This is a genomic window from Yersinia sp. 2466 StPb PI (genome assembly GCF_041538325.1).
Lineage (GTDB): Bacteria > Pseudomonadota > Gammaproteobacteria > Enterobacterales > Enterobacteriaceae > Yersinia > Yersinia enterocolitica_E.
On sequence record NZ_JAULSL010000001.1, the window covers coordinates 1,743,031 to 1,763,583 of the forward strand.

The following is a 20,553-nucleotide window of genomic DNA, read 5'->3' on the forward strand; positions in this document are numbered from 1 at the left end:
GCTCACATCTCCAGAAAGTTTTTCAGCAATTGGGCCCCAGCCGCACCGGAACGCTCCGGATGAAACTGCACGCCAAAGAAGTTGTCTTTTTCTACTGCGGCGGTAAATGGCTCGCCGTAATTGGCCTGGGCGATGGTATCTGGGCATATTGGCATTGCATATCCGTGCACAAAGTAGAAATAGGTCCCATCCGGGATCCCACGAAACAGATGATTACCCGCCTGTGGGGTAATCTGATTCCAGCCCATGTGTGGCAGCGGTAAACCAAAATCCATCATCTGTTTTACCGGCGTATCAATAATACCGAGAGTTTCAATACCGCCACTCTCCTCGCTGCTGGTCGCCAGCAACTGCATTCCCAGGCAGATACCCAATACCGGTTGAGTACAGCTCTTAATCAGTTCGATAAGTTCGCGTTCTTTTAACTGATCCATTGCCGCATGGGCAGTACCGACACCTGGCAGGAAAAGCTTATCTGCACGCAGTACAATCTCAGGGTCACGGCTGATAACTGGCGCGTACCCCAAACGCTGCACCGCATAGGTGACAGAGGAGAGGTTGGCGCACCCCGTATCCAGAATCACCACATTCATTACAGTACTCCTTTGGAACTTGGCAGGGTATTGCCCTCAACACGGATCGCCTGACGTAAAGTACGACCAAACACTTTAAACAGGCTCTCGACCCGGTGGTGATCGTTACGGCCTTTGGTTTTCAAGTGCAGAGTACAGGCCATGGCATAGGAGAGGGAGCGGAAGAAGTGCTCGACCATCTCAGTGCTCAGGTCACCCACGCGCTGGTAATTAAATTCCGCTTTGTATTCCAGATGCGGGCGGCCAGAAATATCCAGCGCGCAGCGCGCCAGGCACTCGTCCATTGGTAAGACAAAACCAAAACGGCCGATACCGCGTTTGTCACCGAGCGCGTTGTTAATCGCTTCGCCCAGTGCCAGTGCCGTATCTTCTACGGTGTGGTGGTCATCAATGTAGAGATCACCGCTGACCTGAATATCCATACGGAAACCGCCGTGAGTGGCGATTTGATCCAGCATATGGTCGAAGAAGCCCACGCCGGTTTTGATCTTGCTGCCCCCTTCGCGATCGAGCCACACATTTACGTCAATGGCCGTCTCTTTGGTGACACGGTTAACATAGGCATGACGGTCTCGCTGGGTTAGCTGTTTGGCAATCTGCGACCAGTTCAGGCCATCACGCTGGTAACGCAAACCGCTGATGCCCATATTGTGAGCCAATTGCAGGTCAGTTTCGCGATCGCCGATAACATAGCTATTGGCACTGTTCATCACGCCTTCAGCCAGATAACTTTCTACCAACGCGGTTTTCGGCTTACGGCAAGTACAATTATCCGCAGGCAGATGCGGGCAAATTAGCACTTGCTCGAAATTGACGCCCTGCGAGCTAAATATTTGCATCATCAGGTTATGGGGAGGATCAAACGTTTCCTGTGGGAAACTGTGGGTACCTAAGCCATCTTGATTGGTGATCATCACCAAACGATAATCCGCTTTTTGCAGTGCCAGCAAGGCCGGGATCACTTCTGGCTCCAGCGCCAGTTTGTCCAGCCGGTCAACCTGAAAGTCTTCCGGTGGCTCGGCAATCAAGGTGCCGTCTCTGTCAATAAAAAGAAATTTCTGGCTCATATCGTTTCCTTACGGAGGCTGGAGGTATTAGTGCTATTGGGGCTATCAATACCGGGCAGGGGAGCAAGGGCGGCAATCACTCGCTCACATTCCTGACGGGTGCCTACCGTAATGCGCAGGCAGTTGGATAACCCCGGTTGCTTATTTTGGTCACGCAGAATGATGCCTTGATCCCACAGTGTTTTGAACACGCTGCTGGAGGCGGTAAACCGGGCCAGTAAATAGTTACTTTCACTGGTAAATACCTGCTCAACACAGGCACAGTCTTGCAGCGCGCTTTGTAACCATGCACGGTTAGTTCGTACTTCGTTTACCCGCTGGCGCATTTGCTCAAGACCTTGTGGGCTGAGCGCTTGTGCAGCAATATCGGCCACCGGTGTAGATAACGGATAGGGCGCGATCACTTTAAGCAACAATTGGATAATATCGCTGTTGGCCAAGGTAAAGCCACAACGTAAACCGGCCAATGCAAAAGCTTTCGATAAGGTGCGCAAAATGACTAAATTCGGATAATCTTTTAGCCAACCGCTTACCGAGGCCTGTGGGCAGAACTCGATATAGGCTTCATCGATAGCCACGATAGCGCGACCTTGCGCCAGTTCCAGCACTTCACGCAGAGAGGCTGGGTTGATTAAATTGCCAGTTGGGTTATTTGGGCTGCAAACATAGATCAATTTCACTCGATCCAGGTTTTCTTTAATTGCTGGTAGATCTAACTGCCAGTCCGTGGTGGTTTGCACGGTACGCAGTTCCACACCAAAGGTTTCGGCGCTAACGGCGTACATACCATAGGTTGGCGGGCAGAAGAGTATCGCATCCTTACCTGGTTCACAGAATGCACGGATCAGCAGCTCAATACCTTCATCGGCACCACGGCTGACTAACACTTGATCAGTTTCTAAACCGGCATAGGCGGCATAACGCTCAATCACCTGTTTCGGCTGACATTCTGGATAGCGATTGAAGTTTTGTGTCGTAAGTTGGTATTCGGTTGCTAGCGGGTATTCGTTGGCATTAAGCCATACATCGCCATTACCGCCCAAACGGCGGGCAGACATATAAGGGGTCAGGGCACGGACGTTGGCACGGGCCAAATCGGTGACGTTGGTAGATTGGCTCATGCTTGCTCCTCTTGGGCGGCTGTCAAGGCCGCAACACGTAGGGTAACGGCGTTTTTGTGGGCGGTGAGTTGTTCGGCTTGCGCTAAAATTTCGATAGTCGAAGCCAGACCCAGCAAGCCCTGCGGTGTTAATTGCTGTACTGTCATTCGCTTAACAAAATCGGCCAGACCCAAACTGGAATAAGTTGAGGTATAACCATAAGTCGGTAACACGTGGTTGGTACCGGAGGCATAATCACCCGCAGATTCCGGCGACCAGTCACCCATAAAGACTGAACCGGCATTATCAATCTGATCGATAATGTCTTCCGGCTGACGGATTTGCAAAATTAAGTGTTCTGGGCCGTATTGGTTACTGATATCAATACATTGTTGCAAATCTTTGGTGACGATCAAGCGGCTGCTTTCCAGGGCCTGACGAGCGATATCAGCGCGCGATAACAATTTAAGTTGCTGCTCTACCTCAACAGCGACTGCTTGGGCAATGGCGGCATCCGGGGTCAGTAATACCACTTGTGAATCCGGCCCGTGCTCCGCTTGAGACAGCAAATCAGAGGCAATAAACGCCGGTGTAGCACCACTGTCGGCAATAACCAACACTTCTGACGGGCCAGCCGGCATGTCAATTGCAGCACCATCCAAACGTTGGCTTACCTGACGCTTCGCTTCAGTGACATACGCGTTGCCGGGGCCAAAAATCTTGTTCACTTTCGGTATTGATTCGCTACCGAATGCCATGGCCGCAATCGCTTGTGCTCCACCAATCTGGAACACTTCTTTAATCCCACACAGTTGCGCGGCATACAGTATTTCATCGGCAATCGGCGGCGGGGAACATAAAATGACCCGCTGGCAACCGGCAATGCGTGCTGGGGTACCGAGCATGAGTACGGTAGACAGCAGCGGAGCGGAACCACCGGGAATATACAAGCCGACGGAGGCAATCGGGCGGGTGATTTGCTGGCAGCGCACGCCCGGCTGAGTTTCAACATCTACCACTGGCATTTTCTGCGCGTTGTGGAAGGTTTCAATATTACGTACCGCTTGCGCCATGGCTTGTTTAATGTCGTCATTCAAGCGCCCGGCAGCGGCAGCTATCTCATCGCTACTGATGCGGATATCGGCAACCTGCACCGTATCAAAGCGTTGGCTGAAATCACGCAAGGCACTGTCACCCTCGGCTTTCACCCGATCAAGGATTTCGCTGACGGTTGCGGTGATTCTGTCAGAGGCATTAATTGCCGGGCGGCTAAGCAGCGCCTTTTGCTGCTCTTCACTGCATTGCTGCCAGTCGATTAGGGTATTGAAATTCGTCGGCTGCATCAGTTACTCCATCATTTTTTCAATCGGTAATACCAGAATGGAGCTGGCACCTAACGCTTTCAGCTTTTCCATTGTTTCCCAGAACAGCGTCTCGCTACTGACCATGTGCATGGCGACACGGCTCTTATCACCGGCCAATGGCAGAATAGTAGGGCGCTCGGCACCGGGTAGCAGCGTAATGATTTCGTCCAAACGTTCACTAGGTGCATGCATCATGATGTATTTGGATTCACGTGCTTGAATCACACCTTGAATACGGGTCATCAGGCGATCAATCAGTTGTTGCTTATCGGCTGGCATTTCGCCATCACGCTGAATCAGGCACGCTTTGGAGCGGTAAATGACTTCAACTTCGCGCAGGCCGTTGGCTTCCAGCGTGGCACCGGTTGACACCAAATCACAGATAACATCCGCCAAACCGGCACGTGGTGCTACTTCAACAGAACCGTTCAATAAACAGGATTTAAAGGTAACCCCTTGTTTGTCTAGGTATTGCTTTAAAATGTGCGGGTAAGAGGTGGCGATGCGCTTATTTTGCAGACATTGCGGGCCGGTATACTCGGTATCCAGTGATGCTGCCAGTGAGAGGCGACAGCCACCGAAATCCAGGCGGCGTAATGTGAAGTAACGGGGATCTTCGCCTTGAGCACGGCGGCTCAGTAACTCTTCTTCCAGCACGTTTTCGCCAATAATCCCTAGATCAACCACCCCATCCATCACCAGTCCTGGGATATCGTCATCACGTACTCGCAGGATATCGATTGGCATATTTTCTGCAAAAGCGATCAGGCGCTGTTGTTGCAAATTGATTTTAATCCCGCAGCGCGATAACAATTCATGGCAATCATCACTCAGGCGGCCTGATTTCTGCATCGCAATGCGTAAACGTGTTTTATCCAGCATGGTAAATCCTCAATCTATTAATTAATCATATAAAATGATGAGCAACAAAAAAGCCCTCGGAAGATAATCTTCCGAGGGCTTTCTCTATTGCGTTCTACCGCCACCTGGAAGATTCGTTAACCGTCTTCCAGCACACATCGGCCTGCAAGACTAGTCAGGATGATGGTGATGATGGTGATTAAATTGAACGCAGTTCATAATAATTTCTCTGTTTGGGCGGTTTTGAGCAAATCAAAATAGCCTTGATGTATACATATAGCCATACGTGGCATAACTTCTGTCAATCAACCTAAACCATCTGCTCGGTAGCGCGCAACCTTTTTTTCGCCTGATGCATTTATTTCACCCTGGAAGGGTGCGGCTTATCAACCAGTAATGGTTTTCTACTTAGTCATTATCACTTTGTTTTATGTCAGTATAAGCATGAAATATTTACCCAGCGTCATTACACCGATTTATAGAAAGAGGCCCATAATAGAGAGTAATTGTTAGGTAACAGTAGTTGGCGTAACTTATGCGTATTACGTGTGTTATCGGTATACACCCGTCATACTTCAAGCTGCATGTGTATTAGCCGCCTTCCTGCAACTCGAATTATTTAGGGTATAGGTTATCGGTATGAATCCGTGGAGAGCAATTGAAATGAAGAAAGTAGCCATTATTGGGTTGGGCTGGCTGGGGATGCCATTGGCGCAATCATTAATCCGTCGTGGAATACAAGTGGTTGGCAGTAAGACTACGTCAGATGGTGTCGATGCCGCCAGAATGAGCGGAGTTGATTGTTTTCAATTGCAACTGACACCAGAACTGATTTGCTCTCCAGACGATCTGGAGCAACTGATGACCGCTGATGCTTTGGTCATTACCTTACCTGCCAGCCGCACCGCCGAACGTGGGGAACAATATCTTCAGGCGGTACAGATGGTGGTCGATAGCGCATTGGCTTTCGGTATGCCGCGCATTATTTTTACCAGTTCTACCTCGGTGTATGGCGAAACCCGTGGCCGAATCAAAGAGAGTTCACCGCTACAACCGGTGACCACTGCCGGTAAAACGCTGATGGAGCTAGAGCTTTGGTTGCATAAGTTACCCAATACCTCGGTGGATATCTTGCGCCTTGCCGGGCTAGTGGGCACCGATCGCCATCCTGGCCGTTTTCTGGCAGGGAAATGCGGTGTGAAAGGCGGCTCATTGGGGGTTAATCTGGTGCATCAGGAAGATGTTATTTCAGCCATCGAGTTGTTGCTTAAGCTGCCAAGGGGCGGCCATATTTATAATTTGTGTGCACCACACCATCCCGCCAAGCGTGATTTCTATCCTGAGTGCGCGCGAGCATTACAATTGACGCCACCGGAGTTTGCTGCCGAGGATATTGAGGAAGCACCACGTGAGATTGATGGCAGCAAAATTTGTAGCGAGCTGGGGTTTGAGTATCAATATCCAGACCCAAATCGAATGCCTTTGAATTAATTATCTTATCGGCTACTGCGCGTTGTCATACTGAGATTGTGCAGTGCTCGTACTCCTCACATACTGCGTGTATGCTCCGGGTACTGCGCGCTGTACGCACTCAGTCTGACTTAGCTCGCTACGCCTTGAATGTATGAGTCGATAAAACATTCGAAATAAACATCAAATATAAGAGGGCCCCTAGGCGCGGCTCGCCCTTTCACTCACTTATCTCGCGCCCTATCACCGCTTTTGATGGATATAGGTCAGCGCCAGCGCCATCGCCAATACCAGCCCTTTGATGATATCCATGGCATAATAAGGTACTGACAGCATCACCAGGCCGTTTTGTAATACACCTAAGATCACCGCGCCAATTAAGGTGCCAAAAGCATTAGGCTTGCCAGAACCGGCCAAAGAGAAACCGATATACGCTGCTGCCACGGCATCCATTAGGTAGCCCCCCCCGGCGTTCACCTGCGACGAGCCGATACGTGATGCCAGCAGAATGCCACCCAGTGCCGCTAACAGGGAAGAGAGCACATAGGCCAGCACCCGATAACGCACGGTACGGATACCCGCTAATCGAGCCGCTTCTGGATTACCCCCAATTGCATACATGCGCCGGCCATGCTTGGTTAGCGACAGATACAACTGCACTACAATTGTCACCGCCAGCATAATCAGCACAATTACCGGCACTTGGCCCAGCGCTGAAAACATCTCAGGAATGACGCCTTCCGCCATATCGCCGCTGGGTAGCAACATATTTTGCGTGATAGACCCGCCATAACTGTAGGTCATCGCCACGCCCTGAATCACAAATAGACTGGCAAGGGTGGCCAGCATGTCAGGGATCTTCAGTACCACGATCAGAAACGCGTTAAACAGGCCGACCAAGGTACAAATCAGTAGCGTTAAAATAATGGCGCCAGTGGTACCAAAACCGTACCAGACAAATAGCGATACCACGATGGCATTGGCCAACGAAGCGGTGGAACCCACCGACAGATCAAAACCACCAATCGACAGCGAAATTGACACTCCAATGGCAATCACCGTCACGATGGCGATAGAGCGCAAAATATTGATAATATTGTTTGGATCGAGGAAGTTATCCGATGCCAAGCCAAATAACGCGATTAGCGCCACAACGGTGAGTAACATCCCCCATTTGTAGAGAAAATCAAAGAGCTGATGACGCCATGGTTGTGCGTCGGCTAGGGGGATTTCTTTGTTCACTGAGGGGTTCCTCCAGTAGAGAGTAGTAATAATGTCTCTTCATCAACATCGGCGGCGTTCAGTTCGGCGACAATACGCCCATCCCACAACACACAGATGCGAGAGCATAAACCGACCAATTCTGAGAATTCACCGGATGCATAAATAATGCCTTTCCCACTCTGTGCTAAAGCGTCAATCAGAGTGAACAGGTCTTGCTTGGCTTTGATGTCGACACCTTTAGTCGGTTCATCAAAAATCAGTACCTGCGCATCACCGCGCAACCACTTGCCGATCGCCACTTTCTGCTGATTGCCTCCCGATAGGCGCGCGAGTTTCTGTTGTGGTGAAGAGGTACGTATCCCAAGACGCTGAATTAACTCTTTGGCCCAATTTAGCTCCTGACGGCGGCTAAAAATACTCCAGCGGGAAAAACTGTCATCGGCCGCCACACTGAGATTCATCGCAATCCCTTCGTGGATAAAAATACCTTCTTTGCGCCGCTCTTCCGGTACCAATGCCAATCCTTGTGCGACAGATTGGTCGGGCGAGCGTGGTTTCCAGGCTTTCCCTTGTAATTCGCCACTGTCGACACGGCTGGGTGTTGCGCCAAACAACGCTTTGCACAGTTCGGTTTTCCCCGCACCGGCTAACCCGGCAATACCCAGAATTTCGCCTTCATGCAGTGTCAGGGAAATATCGCGCAATTTGTGTTGATCATGTAAACCACGTACTGCCAGCAGTGTTTTACGGCTGACCGCCGCTCGTCGAGGGGGGAAAATATCATCCAGCGTATGGCCAAGCATTTTTTCCACAATCTGCTCGCCGCTTAGCTCACCCATGGCATCATGGCTGACACGCCGCCCATCACGTAACACCGTTAATTGATCGCAAATTTCGCGTAATTCATGGATGCGATGTGAAATGAAAACGATTGCCATGCCTTCCGATTGCAAACGGCGGACTACGCGGAACAAGCGCGCGCTCTCTTCTTGATCCAGTGGTGCGGTAGGTTCATCTAAAATCAGGAAACGGCATTGGTGGGAAAGGGCGCGGGCTAATAACACCTGTTGTTTCTCTGCCAGCGTGCAGGATTCCAGACGTTGGCGCACATTTAATTTAACATCAAGTTGCCCGAGTAGCGCTTCTGCCTGACGGTAAAGCTGCGGCCAGTTAAACAGATGTCCCTGCTCCGCCAGCGTATCCAGCATAATATTTTCCGCCACAGACAGGGTGGGGATCAGTGCGACATCAACCTCTTGCTGAACCACATGGATACCCTGTTGCTTAGCTTGTCGGGGGGAATGAATATCTACCTGTTGGCCATCAATATAGATCTCACCACGATAGTGACTGTGAGCGCCGGAAAGAATAGCCATCAAGGTTGATTTTCCTGCACCATTAGCACCGACCAGTGCATGGGTGGAACCACCTTCTAGTGTAAAATCAACTTGTTGTAGTGCATGGAATCCAGAAAACGAAATAGAGATATTGCGCATCTCAAGGCGGGAGGAACTGATGCTGGACATAAATTTCTGTGACTGCCCTATAAAGTATTTTGGCGACCTACCCCTTTTTGCTATTCAGAAATAGGCTTACGATTTTTCTCAGGTCAATCAACCGGAGAAACAGGCAGTCAATAATGCTGCTGATAGCTTTCTTTTTTAACACAGTTTCTATTATTCGCAACAAACTAAAGTAGTTAAGGTATATCAAAAAATTATTAAACATTGCTAGCTTACCCCTTAAGATGAGAAAAACAGCGATAAGAACGTAATTTAAAAGGAACGCGCGATGAGCACGAATGCAATCCGGGTACAGGTAGGTCCGGCCAACTATTTTTCTTTTCCGGGTGCTATCGACAAACTGAGTGAGTTCTACCCTCCGGCGGCCCTGGATAAGGCACTGTGGATCTTTGGTGAGCGTGCTTTGGCGGCAGCCAGTGATTACTTACCCGCCGCGTTCCACGGGCCGCAAGCGGTGCGTGCTGCGTTTTCAACCCATTGCAGTGAGTCTACTGTTGCGGATTTGGTGAAAACAGCGGGCAGTGATCGCCAGGTGGTGATCGGTATCGGCGGTGGGGCAGTATTGGATACCGCGAAAGTGGTGGCACGTAAGCTGGGGTTGCCACTGGTCGCTATCCCGACTATCGCCGCAACCTGCGCCGCCTGGACGCCACTCTCCGTCTGGTATAGCGACGCCGGGCAGGCACTGAATTTTGAAATTTTCAAAGATGCTAATCACTTAGTCTTAGTTGAACCGCGCATCATTTTGCAAGCACCGGTGGAATATCTGCTGGCAGGTATTGGCGATACCTTGGCAAAATGGTACGAAGCCGTGGTACTTAGCCCACAGCCGGAAACTTTATCTCTCACTGTTCGCCTCGGATTACAGGCTGCGTTGGATATTCGTAATGTGCTGCTAAAGCAAAGTGAAGCCGCGTTACGGGCGGTTAAGCAAGTTGAACTGACACAGGACTTTCTGGATGTGGTGGATGCGATTATTGCCGGGGGCGGCATGGTCGGTGGGTTGGGGGAGCGTTATACCCGGGTGGCGGCGGCACATGCAGTGCACAATGGCCTGACTCTGTTGCCCCAAACCGAACATTTTCTGCATGGCACCAAAGTGGCCTATGGGATTTTGGTCCAGACAGCCCTGCTGGAGCAGGATGAGGCATTACAGTCATTGATTGTGGCGTTTAAAAAGTTGGGTTTGCCAACCCATTTAGCGGCGCTGGATGTTGATATTAATGATCGTGATGCTATTGAGCGGGTGATTGGTCGAATTCTGAAGCCGAGTGAATCAATTCATTATCTGCCTATTGCATTGAATTCAGACAAACTGTGGGCGGCAATTGAGCGAGTAGAAATGGCCGCTCAGCGCTGATAGCACGCGGGAATAGCTGTTTAGATCAAACTGTCATAAGAATATTGTTTCAAGTGCTTTAACATCTTGTTTTTTGCTCTCAACTTAGGGCAGAATACGCGCCATGCAATAACCGACGTTTAAACGCGTCGGTTATTTTTTTGCATTCATGTTTTCACAAATCAAGAGGCCGGACAACGATCCGGATAGATAAACAGGTCCGCGAGCGATTATTCACATACTGAAATCGCCGTTATGAGGAAAGAAAGATGGGGCAATTATTCACACTGGCACCGGTGCCCACCGGTATGCGCTGCACATGCAGCGATTATGGCGCAGCAGGTATGGCAAATACCCGTTACTCCGCTCTTATTTCCCCACTTACGTATCCCAGGCAGATACGAAGTTTCCCCGTCACCTCTAACCTGTGCGCTACACTTGCGAATCGGGTTAAAGGTATGGGGAGGCTGAATCATGACGCATAACGCTACTGTTGCAGTCGGTACTAACCAAACGGGTACCAACAACCGCGTCCAACTCAGAAAAACACTGACACTGGTCCAAGTGGTGATGATGGGTCTGGCTTATTTACAGCCGATGACCATTTTCGATACTTTTGGCATTGTTTCCGGTTTGACCGATGGTCATGTCGCGACCTCTTACGCCATTGCGTTGATTGCGGTGCTGTTCACGGCAATCAGCTATGGCAAACTGGTTAAACGCTTCCCGTCTGCGGGGTCGGCGTATACTTACGCCCAGAAATCCATTAGTCCGAATGTTGGCTTTATGGTGGGTTGGTCATCACTGCTGGACTATCTGTTCATGCCGATGATTAATATTCTGTTGGCAAAAATTTACCTCGAAGCGATTTTCCCTGGTGTGCCATCGTGGATTTTTGTTGGCGCGCTGGTCAGCCTGATGACGCTGTTTAACCTGCGTGGCATCAACGTGGTGGCAAACTTGAACTCGGTTATTGTTGTGGTTCAGGTAGCTATCATGGTGGTCTTTATGGGGCTATTGATTCATGGTGTTTATCAGGGTGAAGGTGCGGGCACATTGGTAAGCCCACGCCCGTTCTATTCTGAAAATGCCCATTTGGTGCCGATGATAACTGGGGCCACGATACTGTGCTTCTCATTCCTGGGTTTCGACGGCATCAGTTCATTGTCTGAAGAAACCCCCAATGCCGGTAAAGTGATCCCGAAAGCGATTTTCTTGACGGCATTGATTGGCGGCGTGATCTTTATTGTGGTGTCTTATTTCTTACAGCTCTATTTCCCGGATATTTCGCGCTTCACTGATCCTGATGCGTCACAGCCGGAAATTATGCTGTTTGTTGCTGGCAAATTCTTCCAGTCAGTTATCTTGTGCTTCTCCTGTGTCACGGTATTGGCATCAGGGATGGCGGCACATGCTGGCGTTTCGCGTCTGCTGTATGTGATGGGCCGCGATGGGGTATTCCCAGAAAAAATATTTGGTTACGTACACCCGAAATGGCGGACTCCGGCAATCAACGTACTGTTGGTTGGTGGCGTGGCATTGTCTGCTATTTCCTTTGATCTGGTGACGGCGACCGCATTGATTAACTTCGGTGCGCTGGTGGCCTTTACCTTCGTGAACCTGTCAGTGATTTCACAGTTCTATATCCGTGAACGCCGTAACAAAACGTTTAAGGATCATTTCAGCTACCTGATTCTGCCAATGATTGGTGCAGGAACGGTGGGGGTGCTGTGGATGAATCTGGAAAGCAGTTCAATGACACTGGGACTGGTGTGGGGCGCGATTGGCCTGGCTTATATGGTCTGGAAAACCCGTGCTTTCCGTCAGGCTTTGCCTCAGTTTAATGGCGAACTGGCACAGTAATCGCATTTAATATTGCGCAATTGCTGACTAAAACGGAGCCTGATGGCTCCGTTTTTTATTGGATAATTTGCTGCCACAGCCCTAGCTCACTAAGCCTCTGGCATACTCAAACAGTGCTTTCAGCAGTGCCAGCTTCTCTTTATCATCTTCATACTGGTTATAGAATTGTTCCAGTTGCAGCACGTAGTCCTGCACTCTTTCAGGATTGAGGGCTTCGCGGCGATGTTCCAGCCAACGCTGTTGCTCACTGTCAGTCAGCGTATTGGGGTAATTACGGGCGCGAAAGCGGAAAAATAGCGCTTCCAGCCGTGGATCTTGAAAGGTCAAATCCAGTGCGGGCAGGTTTTGCGGTTCAGTTTGTAAAATGATCTTCATGGTGGCGCGGTCGGCATCGCTGAAGAAGCCATTATACAGTTGTGCATCGACATCATCGGATACCGCAAAAGGTTCGGCTTCGGCGAACAGTGCCACCACTTTTTCACGTACTTGCGGATTTTGCCGCAATAATTGCAAATTTTGCAGGCAACGTTGGCGATCAATGCCCAAACGATCAGCATTTTCCGGTAATAAAGTTTTAGCGGGAGCCAGTACCGGGCATTTATTGATGTGCACCAGTTTCAGTGGCACCGCTGCATCTTGTGCATTGAGTTTGTCGCGGCGGGTATATAGACGCTCGCGCAGTGTATCGCTATCCAACGCCAGCAATGGCGACATATCACCGGCCAGGTCACACATAATCACCGCATTTTTATTCTCAGGATGCCATGCCAGCGGCGCAACCCAACTGGTATTGCCTCGTGCCGCGCCAAACATGCCGGAGACATGAACCAACGGCGTCATCTCCGCGATATCAATCAGTGCGTTTATTTTATGCTTACTGCGGTGTTGATATAAATAGTCGAATAGGCGGGGTTGCGCCTGTTTGACCAATTTCGCCATCGCAATGGTGGCATGCACATCTGACATCGCATCATGGGCATGCAAATGCTCAACACCATTGGCTTTGGTCAGATGCTCAAGCTTGAAACTCGGCAGGCCATCTTCATTTTCCGGCCAGACAATACCTTCTGGGCGCAGGGCGTAACACGCCCGCATCACATCTAACAGATCCCAGCGGGAATTCCCTCCTTGCCAGCTATAGGCATAGGGATCGTAAAAATTGCGGTAGAAAATATTGCGACTGACTTCATCATCAAAACGAATATTGTTGTAACCGAGGATACAAGTGCCCGGCACATTGAAAGCCTGATGGATTTGGCGGGCAAATTCTGCCTCATTCACGCCATTGGCTAAGGCATGCTGTGGCGTGATACCGGTTATCATCACAGCCTCTGGCTGTGGCAGATAGTCATCGGCGGGAGCACAGTAAATGACCAATGGCTCTTCGATAATGTTGAAATCCAAATCGGTGCGCACCCCGGCAAACTGGGCCGGCCGGTCCAATGCCGGACGCTGACCAAAGGTCTCGTAATCGTGAATGTAGAAAGTAGGTTGCTTATTTTTATCTGACATTATTCGGTTTAACCCTTTTTACTATGGTCATTCTTTAGTGATGGGCCACCGTTTTGGTGGTAAGCCGCAGTGACCAATAACGTTAGTGTTAGAATATCATTTCAGATGCGCCGAGACGTCAGGATTTATTTCGACATACTTATGTTTTGCCAGAAACATGTCGATCTAATTAGTATTTACCTACCGTTTACTCAGCTATTCATACAATTCGCCTACTAAATGACACGGTAGGACTCATGGTGAAAAAACTTCTGCTAACCGGCGCAACAGGGTTTCTGGGCGGGGCAGTGCTTGAAAAGTTATTATTGGCAGACGCCGATTTTAATTATTTATTATTAGTACGGGCGACTACGCCGGAACAGGGGCTAAACCGTATCCGTGAAAATCTGGCGAAATTTTATCTCCCCAGTCAGCGGCTGAATAAAATAAATATCAACCATATTTTATTAGGCGATTTGGCAGAGCCGGATAGCTTTATTAATGACCCACGTATTGATGATGTGACCCATGTTATTAACTGTGCTGCTGTCGCGTCATTTGGTAATAATCCCTTAATCTGGAAAGTAAATGTAGACGGCACTCTGGCATTTGGCAAAAGAATGGCAAATGTAGTGGGTTTACAGCGCTTTATCCACGTGGGTACCGCCATGTCGTGCACACCAGATGCCGGAGCGGTGGTTAGCGAGCAAGTATTATCAGCGCAAGATGATGCGCATTTAGTGGAATATACCAAGTCCAAATCAGCTATTGAGCGATTGTTGGCAGAGCAATGCCCGAATTTACCGCTGGTATTAGCCCGGCCATCGATTGTCGTTGGGCATACCCGTTTGGGGTGTCAGCCCTCTAGCAGTATTTTCTGGGTATTTCGCATGGCATTAATGCTGCGTAAGTTTATGTGCTCATTGGATGACTATATCGACGTTATCCCGGTCGATTATTGTGCGGATGCTCTGTTGTGTATTTTGTTCCATCCCCACTTGACCGAAAATATTTATCATATTTCTGCCGGAGAAAAAGACAGCGTCAGTTTTGCCGAAATTGATCAAGCCATGTCCTCGGCGGCACGGCAAAAACCGATGGGTACAGATTATTGCCAGGTAGACTACGGTGCTTTGGTGCAGATGCGTAACCAACTAAAAAGCATTTTCGGCCCCTGCAATGAGCGCTTAATGTTGAAAGCCATGCGTTTATATGGCTCTTTTGCCGTGTTAAATGTGCGGTTCAGTAATGAACGCCTGCTCAGTTTGGGTATGGCAAGATCACCACGCTTCACCGATTATATTGCCTGTTGTGTGGAGTCCAGCTATGGAATAACTATCCAGCAACAAATGGCGGTTGATTTTAAGTAAGCATCTCTCCCCGCGTGACGACAGACTGCGGGGAATAACTTTTCCCGTTTATGTCTCGTCACTGATTATTCGCTACTTTTGCAAACTTTTAACCCCGTGCCAGCCGGTTATAACTCAGCTAAACTTAGGTTTTAGTGTTTTATTGGACGTAGGTATATTGTGCGCTTGAATAAAAAAATCTCGCCACTGGATAACTTGATTTATAGTCACTATCGCCTTACGCATGCTTTGCGAATTACGCTGGCATTTATCTTAACTTTCCTGATTATTCGCTTATTGGCCATCCCAGAAGGGACCTGGCCGTTGATCACGCTGGTCGTGGTTATGGGGCCGATATCTTACTGGGGAAATGTGTTATCCCGAGCGATGCAACGTATTGGCGGCACGGTGTTTGGCGCGATATCTGGCCTGATTGCCCTCTATCTTGAATCCTATTCGCTGACGTTCATGCTGGTCTGGTGCGGGGTTATCATGTTTCTGTGCGGCTATTTGACGTTGGGTAAACGGCCCTATATGGCACTCTTGATTGGTATCACGCTGGCGGTAGTTTGTGGATCTGCGCCGGGTGATATGAATACCGCACTGTGGCGTAGTGGCGATGTTATTTTTGGCTCCCTGCTGGCGTTAGTCTTTACCAGTGTTTACCCACAACGCGCCTTTACGCATTGGCGCATGCAGATGAGCGATAATCTGCGTGCTATCAGCCAGGTCTATGCCGCTTACCTGTCACCGAATGTGGTCGAACGCCCACGATTAGAACCTAAATTGAAAACCGTCCTGAGTCAGTCGGTTAAAATGCGCACTTTTATTGCTCCTGCCAGTAAAGAATCCCATATTAATAAAGATGTTTTTGAAGCCATCCAAACATTGAGCCGGAATTTAATATGCACACTGGAATTGCTGGTGGATGCTTACTGGTCGTCACGTGAAAGCCATTTTATTATGCTTAATGCTAAAGGGTTACGCAGCACCCAACTGATGACTATTCGCACTCTGAATACGTTGAGTGACAGTTTGCGTGATGGCTCACCAGCACGTGAGCGAGAGGTTGTCGCCGAGTTAAGTGAAATTGCGGCCGAACTGAAATCATTGATGCTGGCGGTAACGCAGGGGCAGCAGGTAGAAACGCCCATTTATGGCTATGTTTGGCTGAGTATGGAGCTAACCAAACAGCTTGAGGAACTCGACGATCTGATTAATATGACGTTGCGCAGGTGATCTCTCGCCGCTAAAGGCAGATGAAATTTCTGTCTGGCGGGTAAAGCAGGTAAGATAAGCCAATGAATCTTGTCACCAGGTACGACAAAGCGGTATGGTGCAGGTAGCCTGGTCACCAGCAATTGAATTTGTGTAAAACTTAAGTGAAGGTGTAAAAATGGATAATGCAATTAAGCCGACTTTCCAGGACGTTTTGGAGTTTGTGCGTATGTTTCGTCGCAAAAACAAGTTGCAGCGTGAAATCGTTGATAACGAAAAGAAAATCCGTGATAACCAAAAACGCGTTCTGTTGCTCGATAACCTGAGTGATTACATCAAGCCAGGGATGAGTATTGAAGAAATTCAGGCCATTATCGCGGACATGCGTACTGCTTATGAAGATCGTGTTGATGATTACACCATCAAAAATGCCGATCTGTCTAAAGAACGTCGTGAATTGTCGAAAAAACTGAAAGCGATGGGCGAAGTTAAGTAACTTCACCACGGTTTAATAGCTTATTTTAACGCTATTAAGAGAAAGGCTGGCATCAATTGCCAGCCTTTTCTTTTGGCTAAAATGGCCCTAACTTGACGGTTTGTTCTGCCGCAAGAAACTAAACGCTGGGATTTTCGCACCTTTGACAAAGATAAACGCCAGCAGTAACGAGCCCCACAGCGCCATAGTGATATAACTACTGACACCCATGATATTCAGCCCGCTTTCCAGCATTTGCAGCAGGAACAGCGCCAGTACAATGCCGAAAACTTTGCCAAATCCACCATCGGGATTTACCCCACCCAGTACGGTTGCCAAAATTGTGATAAGTAACAGCGACTCACCGTAGGATGCTTTGGCTGAGTTCAGTTTTGACATCATTAATAAGGCCGCTACCGCACACAGTAAAGATGAAATTACATACACCCAAACCAGTGTGCGGCGCGTGTTAATCCCAGAGAAGAAGGTGGCTTTCTCATTAGAACCGGACAAATAGATTTGGCGGCCCAATGGCGTTTTAGCCAGAATCAGCCAGATGGTCAGTGCTACCGCGACGAATAGATAAAGTGGCACTGGCACACCGAGAAAGTTGCTGCGATCCAGTGCCAGTACATAGTTCGGGAAGTTTGAGATAGCCGAACCTTTGGAGATAAGTACATTCACGCCTTTGAGCAACGTCATGATGCCCAGAGTGGCCAGAATAGGGGATACTCGTACCACCGAGATAAGTATCCCGTTGATAAGCCCCACAACCAATGCCACCGAGGCACCCGCCAGTAACATCAACATCATTGAACTAAAGGTTGGCGCAAGATGGGTACAAACCCATGCCATCACCAGGGCGCAGGCATTCGCGGTAGCAATAATCGATAAGTTAATCCCACCGGTCAGCATAGTAATCGCCATTGCCAGAGTTAATACCCCCGCGACAGGGATTTGCGAAGCGATGGATTGGAAGTTAGCCGCCGACCAAAATACCTGTGGAATAAATAGGCTGAATCCTACGCCGACCAGCACCAGCAGGGCAACCAGCCAGCGTTCGGTATGATCACGTTGCGTTGTTTTCGACATGGTTATATCCCTACCTTATGGCGTTGGCCCCAGGCCGTCACACTGATACTGATGACAATTACCAGCCCGATAACCACGGTATGCCAGTACGACGAAATGCTCAGTAAATTCAAACCATTTTGTAATATTGCCAGCAAAATCACCCCCAGCAAGGTACCGGTAAGTGTTCCACGGCCACCCACAATACTGGTACCGCCGAGCACCACGGCTGCCAGCACTGTAAGCTCATAGCCCAGTAATGAATCAGGCGCTACGGTTAATACGGTATAAGACTGTACTACGCCGGCGATGCCGGACAAAAAGCCCATATAGCCATACACGAACAGTTGCAGTTTGAGAATACTGAACCCCATGCGTGACGCCGCTTCCTGATTGCCCCCTAAGGCATAGATTTGCCTGCCAATACTGGTGCGGGTCATCAGTAGAGCGGTAACAATAATGGTAATTAGCAGCGTTAGAATAGGGAGCGACAGGCCGTAGTCATAACCATCGGCAGCGGTAAAGGCGAACAGCATTGGCCCGTGTTCAAACCATTCAGGGTAGCTATACAGCCAAACACCACGGCTGAGATACAACAGTAAGCCATAGAAAATATTCAGTGTGGAAATGGTGATAATGATCGACGGTACGCGTAAGCGGTTAACCAGCAGGGCATTAACCAAGCCCAAAAGTAGGCCGATACCACCAGCCAGCGCAAAAGCTACCGGGAAGTTGCCACCAAACTTCACAATTAATGTCACCATGACATATTGCGAAATAATGGTCATCGCCGGGAATGAAATATCAATACCGCCAGAAATCAATACGATAAATAAGCCACAGGCCAAAATGGTTAACATGGCATAGTTATTTATCAGATCATAAATATTGGCAAGGGTCAGAAAATCCGGGCTGGTGAACGCAAGATAAGTCGAAATAAGCAAAATAGTGAATGCCAGCATCACTTCATGGCGTTTTAGTTGTTCTTTATTGAATAAACCTGTTTTACCTACCGCAGATTTATTAACTGCATGGGGGTTAGCCATTTACTACCTCCGCAATGGCTGCTTCGCTACTGTTACCCGGTAAAAACTCTTGTACCAGTCGCCCGGCCCGCATCACTAAAATACGGTGGCTATTGAAATAAGCTTCATCAATTTCATCGCAGACCATTAACACTGCGATACCGCGAGCTGCCAATGCATTGATAATATTATAGATACCGGCTTTGTTAGCGATATCCACACCTACGGTGGGGGAGTCAAGGATCAAAATTTGCGGATCGGTTGCCAGCCATTTAGCGATAGCAATGCGCTGCGCATTGCCGCCAGACAGCGTATTGACTGGAAGGTCGCTGTTGCCGATTTTGATCGACAGGTGTTTCACCATATCCTCGACCAGCGTATCGACCCGCTCACTACGCATCAGATGGAACACGTTTTTCAGGCGATGCAGAACAGTGGCACTGATATTGTCACGAATGGATTGTTCCATAATCAGCCCGGTGCTCATTCGGTCTTCTGACACATAACCGACCCCCGCCGCAATAGCATCACGGTTACTGCTGAAATACATCGGTTTATCGTTAATTCGGATGGTGCCTGACTCCGGCGAGGTCAAACCGAATAAACTAAGACACAGTTCAGTGCGGCCAGAACCGAGCAGGCCCACCAACGAGACAATTTCCCCCGGATGCAGCGTCAATGAGATGTTGTGATATTCATTACTACGGCAAAGCTCCTCCACGGCCAGCACCGGCGGGTGGGCGGCACTGTAGGGCGGTAGCACCTGAAAATCAAATTTCATGCCGGTCATCAGCCACGCCAGTCGCTGGTTGTCCACTTCGGTGGCCGGGTAAGTGCCAACCCAATCACCATCCTTTAGCACCGTGATGCGGTCTGAAATCTCCAACACTTCACTTAATCGGTGGCTGACAAAGACTACGCAGATATTGCGTGATTTCAGTTCATGTACCACCCGCAGCAAGCCATTAACTTCTTGTCGGGTGAGGGAGGCGGTAGGCTCATCCATCACAATCAACCGGGCATCCTGTGCCAAGGCACGGCAAATAGCCACCAGTTGCTTCTGGGCGATGGGCAAATTCTCAACCAGTTCATCCAGATTGAGATGCGCATCAATGCTGCTGATCACCTGCTCAGCCGTGGCGCGCATCTGGCGTTTGTCCACCCACAGGTGATGGTGATAATGGTTCATGGCGATATTCTCAGCCACAGTCAGGTTCGGGAATAACGACAAATCCTGATAAATTACCTGAATCCCTAAGCGAACGGATTCAATCGGGGTCAGGCTTGAGTAAGTTTTGCCATCAATGGTAATCGTGGCATCAGCATCGGGCTGATAGACACCGGAAATAATCTTGATGAGGGTCGATTTGCCACACCCGTTTTGCCCTGCAAGACAATGTACTTCACCGGGTAACAGGGTCATAGCCACTTTATTTAGCGCTTTGACGCCATAAAAGGTCTTACTAACATTTTCCAGGGTAATAAATGGCTGCATATATCCTGTGTCCTTTTGATTCTTA

Annotated in this window: 19 protein-coding genes and 1 other annotated feature; of the genes, 7 read left to right on the forward strand and 12 right to left on the reverse strand. The window is 49.2% G+C overall.

The window, feature by feature from the left end:
• Positions 1 to 2: 2 nt before the first annotated feature.
• The 6 genes from hisH to hisL form a co-directional block, all read right to left on the reverse strand.
• Positions 3 to 593 (reverse strand): imidazole glycerol phosphate synthase subunit HisH, encoded by a 591-nt coding sequence (gene hisH, locus Q2T72_RS07840; RefSeq protein ID WP_032906852.1) that lies wholly within the window; start codon positions 591 to 593, stop codon positions 3 to 5.
• Complete coding sequence (gene hisB / locus Q2T72_RS07845) at positions 593 to 1,660, reverse strand: bifunctional histidinol-phosphatase/imidazoleglycerol-phosphate dehydratase HisB (protein WP_032906853.1); 1,068 nt, start codon at positions 1,658 to 1,660, stop codon at positions 593 to 595. Before hisB ends, hisH begins: the two co-directional genes overlap by 1 nt.
• Entirely contained in the window at positions 1,657 to 2,781 is a 1,125-nt protein-coding gene (hisC, locus tag Q2T72_RS07850) for a histidinol-phosphate transaminase (RefSeq protein ID WP_372568917.1), read from the reverse strand. Before hisC ends, hisB begins: the two co-directional genes overlap by 4 nt.
• Positions 2,778 to 4,103, reverse strand: a complete 1,326-nt coding sequence (hisD, locus tag Q2T72_RS07855; protein WP_372568918.1) for a histidinol dehydrogenase — start codon at positions 4,101 to 4,103, stop codon at positions 2,778 to 2,780. Before hisD ends, hisC begins: the two co-directional genes overlap by 4 nt.
• A gap of 3 nt (positions 4,104 to 4,106) precedes the next feature.
• On the reverse strand, positions 4,107 to 5,006 hold the full coding sequence (gene hisG, locus Q2T72_RS07860) for an ATP phosphoribosyltransferase (RefSeq protein ID WP_004388789.1): 900 nt from the start codon (positions 5,004 to 5,006) through the stop codon (positions 4,107 to 4,109).
• A 44-nt stretch (positions 5,007 to 5,050) separates the two neighbouring features.
• Positions 5,051 to 5,181, reverse strand: a sequence feature (His leader region).
• A complete protein-coding gene (gene hisL / locus Q2T72_RS07865) occupies positions 5,157 to 5,204 on the reverse strand; it encodes a his operon leader peptide (protein ID WP_105877057.1) in 48 nt (15 codons plus the stop codon). It overlaps the preceding feature by 25 nt.
• A 444-nt stretch (positions 5,205 to 5,648) precedes the next feature.
• Here hisL and Q2T72_RS07870 point away from each other — a divergent pair, with 444 nt between their 5' ends.
• A complete protein-coding gene (locus tag Q2T72_RS07870; protein ID WP_083159329.1) occupies positions 5,649 to 6,476 on the forward strand; it encodes an SDR family oxidoreductase in 828 nt (275 codons plus the stop codon).
• A 222-nt stretch (positions 6,477 to 6,698) separates the two neighbouring features.
• On the opposite strand, the gene Q2T72_RS07875 is transcribed toward Q2T72_RS07870, so the two are convergent.
• Positions 6,699 to 7,697 carry an ABC transporter permease gene (locus tag Q2T72_RS07875; RefSeq protein ID WP_050072904.1) on the reverse strand — a complete coding sequence of 333 codons (999 nt, stop codon included), beginning with the start codon at positions 7,695 to 7,697 and terminating at the stop codon, positions 6,699 to 6,701.
• Positions 7,694 to 9,205, reverse strand: a complete 1,512-nt coding sequence (locus tag Q2T72_RS07880) for a sugar ABC transporter ATP-binding protein (RefSeq protein ID WP_372568919.1) — start codon at positions 9,203 to 9,205, stop codon at positions 7,694 to 7,696. Before Q2T72_RS07880 ends, Q2T72_RS07875 begins: the two co-directional genes overlap by 4 nt.
• A 265-nt stretch (positions 9,206 to 9,470) precedes the next feature.
• Between Q2T72_RS07880 and Q2T72_RS07885 the strand changes: the two genes are divergently transcribed.
• The 3 genes from Q2T72_RS07885 (at position 9,471) to Q2T72_RS07895 (ending at position 12,404) form a co-directional block, all read left to right on the forward strand.
• Positions 9,471 to 10,562, forward strand: coding sequence for an oxidoreductase (locus Q2T72_RS07885; protein ID WP_372568920.1), 1,092 nt, complete (start codon positions 9,471 to 9,473; stop codon positions 10,560 to 10,562).
• Positions 10,563 to 10,810: 248 nt separating this feature from the next.
• Positions 10,811 to 11,026, forward strand: coding sequence for a hypothetical protein (locus tag Q2T72_RS07890; RefSeq protein WP_032906857.1), 216 nt, complete (start codon positions 10,811 to 10,813; stop codon positions 11,024 to 11,026).
• Positions 11,016 to 12,404 (forward strand): APC family permease, encoded by a 1,389-nt coding sequence (locus tag Q2T72_RS07895; protein WP_083159326.1) that lies wholly within the window; start codon positions 11,016 to 11,018, stop codon positions 12,402 to 12,404. The genes Q2T72_RS07890 and Q2T72_RS07895 overlap by 11 nt, the downstream gene beginning before the upstream one ends.
• An 81-nt stretch (positions 12,405 to 12,485) precedes the next feature.
• On the opposite strand, the gene sbcB is transcribed toward Q2T72_RS07895, so the two are convergent.
• Positions 12,486 to 13,916, reverse strand: coding sequence for an exodeoxyribonuclease I (sbcB, locus tag Q2T72_RS07900; protein WP_372568921.1), 1,431 nt, complete (start codon positions 13,914 to 13,916; stop codon positions 12,486 to 12,488).
• A 239-nt stretch (positions 13,917 to 14,155) separates the two neighbouring features.
• On the opposite strand from sbcB, the gene Q2T72_RS07905 reads away from it, so the two are divergent.
• The 3 genes from Q2T72_RS07905 (at position 14,156) to tmaR (ending at position 16,958) form a co-directional block, all read left to right on the forward strand.
• The gene (locus tag Q2T72_RS07905; RefSeq protein WP_372569869.1) at positions 14,156 to 15,265 is read left to right on the forward strand and encodes an SDR family oxidoreductase; all 1,110 of its coding nucleotides are present in this window, start codon (positions 14,156 to 14,158) and stop codon (positions 15,263 to 15,265) included.
• A 159-nt stretch (positions 15,266 to 15,424) separates the two neighbouring features.
• On the forward strand, positions 15,425 to 16,483 hold the full coding sequence (locus Q2T72_RS07910; RefSeq protein ID WP_372568922.1) for an FUSC family protein: 1,059 nt from the start codon (positions 15,425 to 15,427) through the stop codon (positions 16,481 to 16,483).
• A gap of 157 nt (positions 16,484 to 16,640) precedes the next feature.
• On the forward strand, positions 16,641 to 16,958 hold the full coding sequence (gene tmaR / locus Q2T72_RS07915; RefSeq protein ID WP_005187773.1) for a PTS system regulator TmaR: 318 nt from the start codon (positions 16,641 to 16,643) through the stop codon (positions 16,956 to 16,958).
• Between the two features lie 87 nt (positions 16,959 to 17,045).
• Here the strand turns inward: tmaR and Q2T72_RS07920 are convergent, their stop codons facing one another.
• From Q2T72_RS07920 to Q2T72_RS07930, 3 genes are read right to left on the reverse strand one after another with little or no spacing between them, the layout of a single operon-like run.
• Positions 17,046 to 18,029, reverse strand: coding sequence for an ABC transporter permease (locus tag Q2T72_RS07920; RefSeq protein WP_372568923.1), 984 nt, complete (start codon positions 18,027 to 18,029; stop codon positions 17,046 to 17,048).
• A 2-nt stretch (positions 18,030 to 18,031) separates the two neighbouring features.
• Entirely contained in the window at positions 18,032 to 19,054 is a 1,023-nt protein-coding gene (locus Q2T72_RS07925) for an ABC transporter permease (protein WP_083159285.1), read from the reverse strand.
• Positions 19,047 to 20,528, reverse strand: coding sequence for a sugar ABC transporter ATP-binding protein (locus Q2T72_RS07930; RefSeq protein WP_193784681.1), 1,482 nt, complete (start codon positions 20,526 to 20,528; stop codon positions 19,047 to 19,049). Before Q2T72_RS07930 ends, Q2T72_RS07925 begins: the two co-directional genes overlap by 8 nt.
• Positions 20,529 to 20,553: the final 25 nt, after the last annotated feature.

Bases quoted from the DNA above. Each gene is read 5' to 3' on its own strand.
- Q2T72_RS07890 (WP_032906857.1), top strand. From the start codon at position 10,811: ATGGGGCAATTATTCACACTGGCACCGGTGCCCACCGGTATGCGCTGC.
- hisH (WP_032906852.1), bottom strand. From the start codon at position 593: ATGAATGTGGTGATTCTGGATACGGGGTGCGCCAACCTCTCCTCTGTC.
- Q2T72_RS07920 (WP_372568923.1), bottom strand. From the start codon at position 18,029: ATGTCGAAAACAACGCAACGTGATCATACCGAACGCTGGCTGGTTGCC.
- hisD (WP_372568918.1), bottom strand. From the start codon at position 4,103: ATGCAGCCGACGAATTTCAATACCCTAATCGACTGGCAGCAATGCAGT.
- Q2T72_RS07930 (WP_193784681.1), bottom strand. From the start codon at position 20,528: ATGCAGCCATTTATTACCCTGGAAAATGTTAGTAAGACCTTTTATGGC.
- tmaR (WP_005187773.1), top strand. From the start codon at position 16,641: ATGGATAATGCAATTAAGCCGACTTTCCAGGACGTTTTGGAGTTTGTG.
- Q2T72_RS07885 (WP_372568920.1), top strand. From the start codon at position 9,471: ATGAGCACGAATGCAATCCGGGTACAGGTAGGTCCGGCCAACTATTTT.
- hisC (WP_372568917.1), bottom strand. From the start codon at position 2,781: ATGAGCCAATCTACCAACGTCACCGATTTGGCCCGTGCCAACGTCCGT.
- Q2T72_RS07870 (WP_083159329.1), top strand. From the start codon at position 5,649: ATGAAGAAAGTAGCCATTATTGGGTTGGGCTGGCTGGGGATGCCATTG.
- sbcB (WP_372568921.1), bottom strand. From the start codon at position 13,916: ATGTCAGATAAAAATAAGCAACCTACTTTCTACATTCACGATTACGAG.
- hisG (WP_004388789.1), bottom strand. From the start codon at position 5,006: ATGCTGGATAAAACACGTTTACGCATTGCGATGCAGAAATCAGGCCGC.
- Q2T72_RS07880 (WP_372568919.1), bottom strand. From the start codon at position 9,205: ATGTCCAGCATCAGTTCCTCCCGCCTTGAGATGCGCAATATCTCTATT.
- hisB (WP_032906853.1), bottom strand. From the start codon at position 1,660: ATGAGCCAGAAATTTCTTTTTATTGACAGAGACGGCACCTTGATTGCC.
- Q2T72_RS07925 (WP_083159285.1), bottom strand. From the start codon at position 19,054: ATGGCTAACCCCCATGCAGTTAATAAATCTGCGGTAGGTAAAACAGGT.
- Q2T72_RS07895 (WP_083159326.1), top strand. From the start codon at position 11,016: ATGACGCATAACGCTACTGTTGCAGTCGGTACTAACCAAACGGGTACC.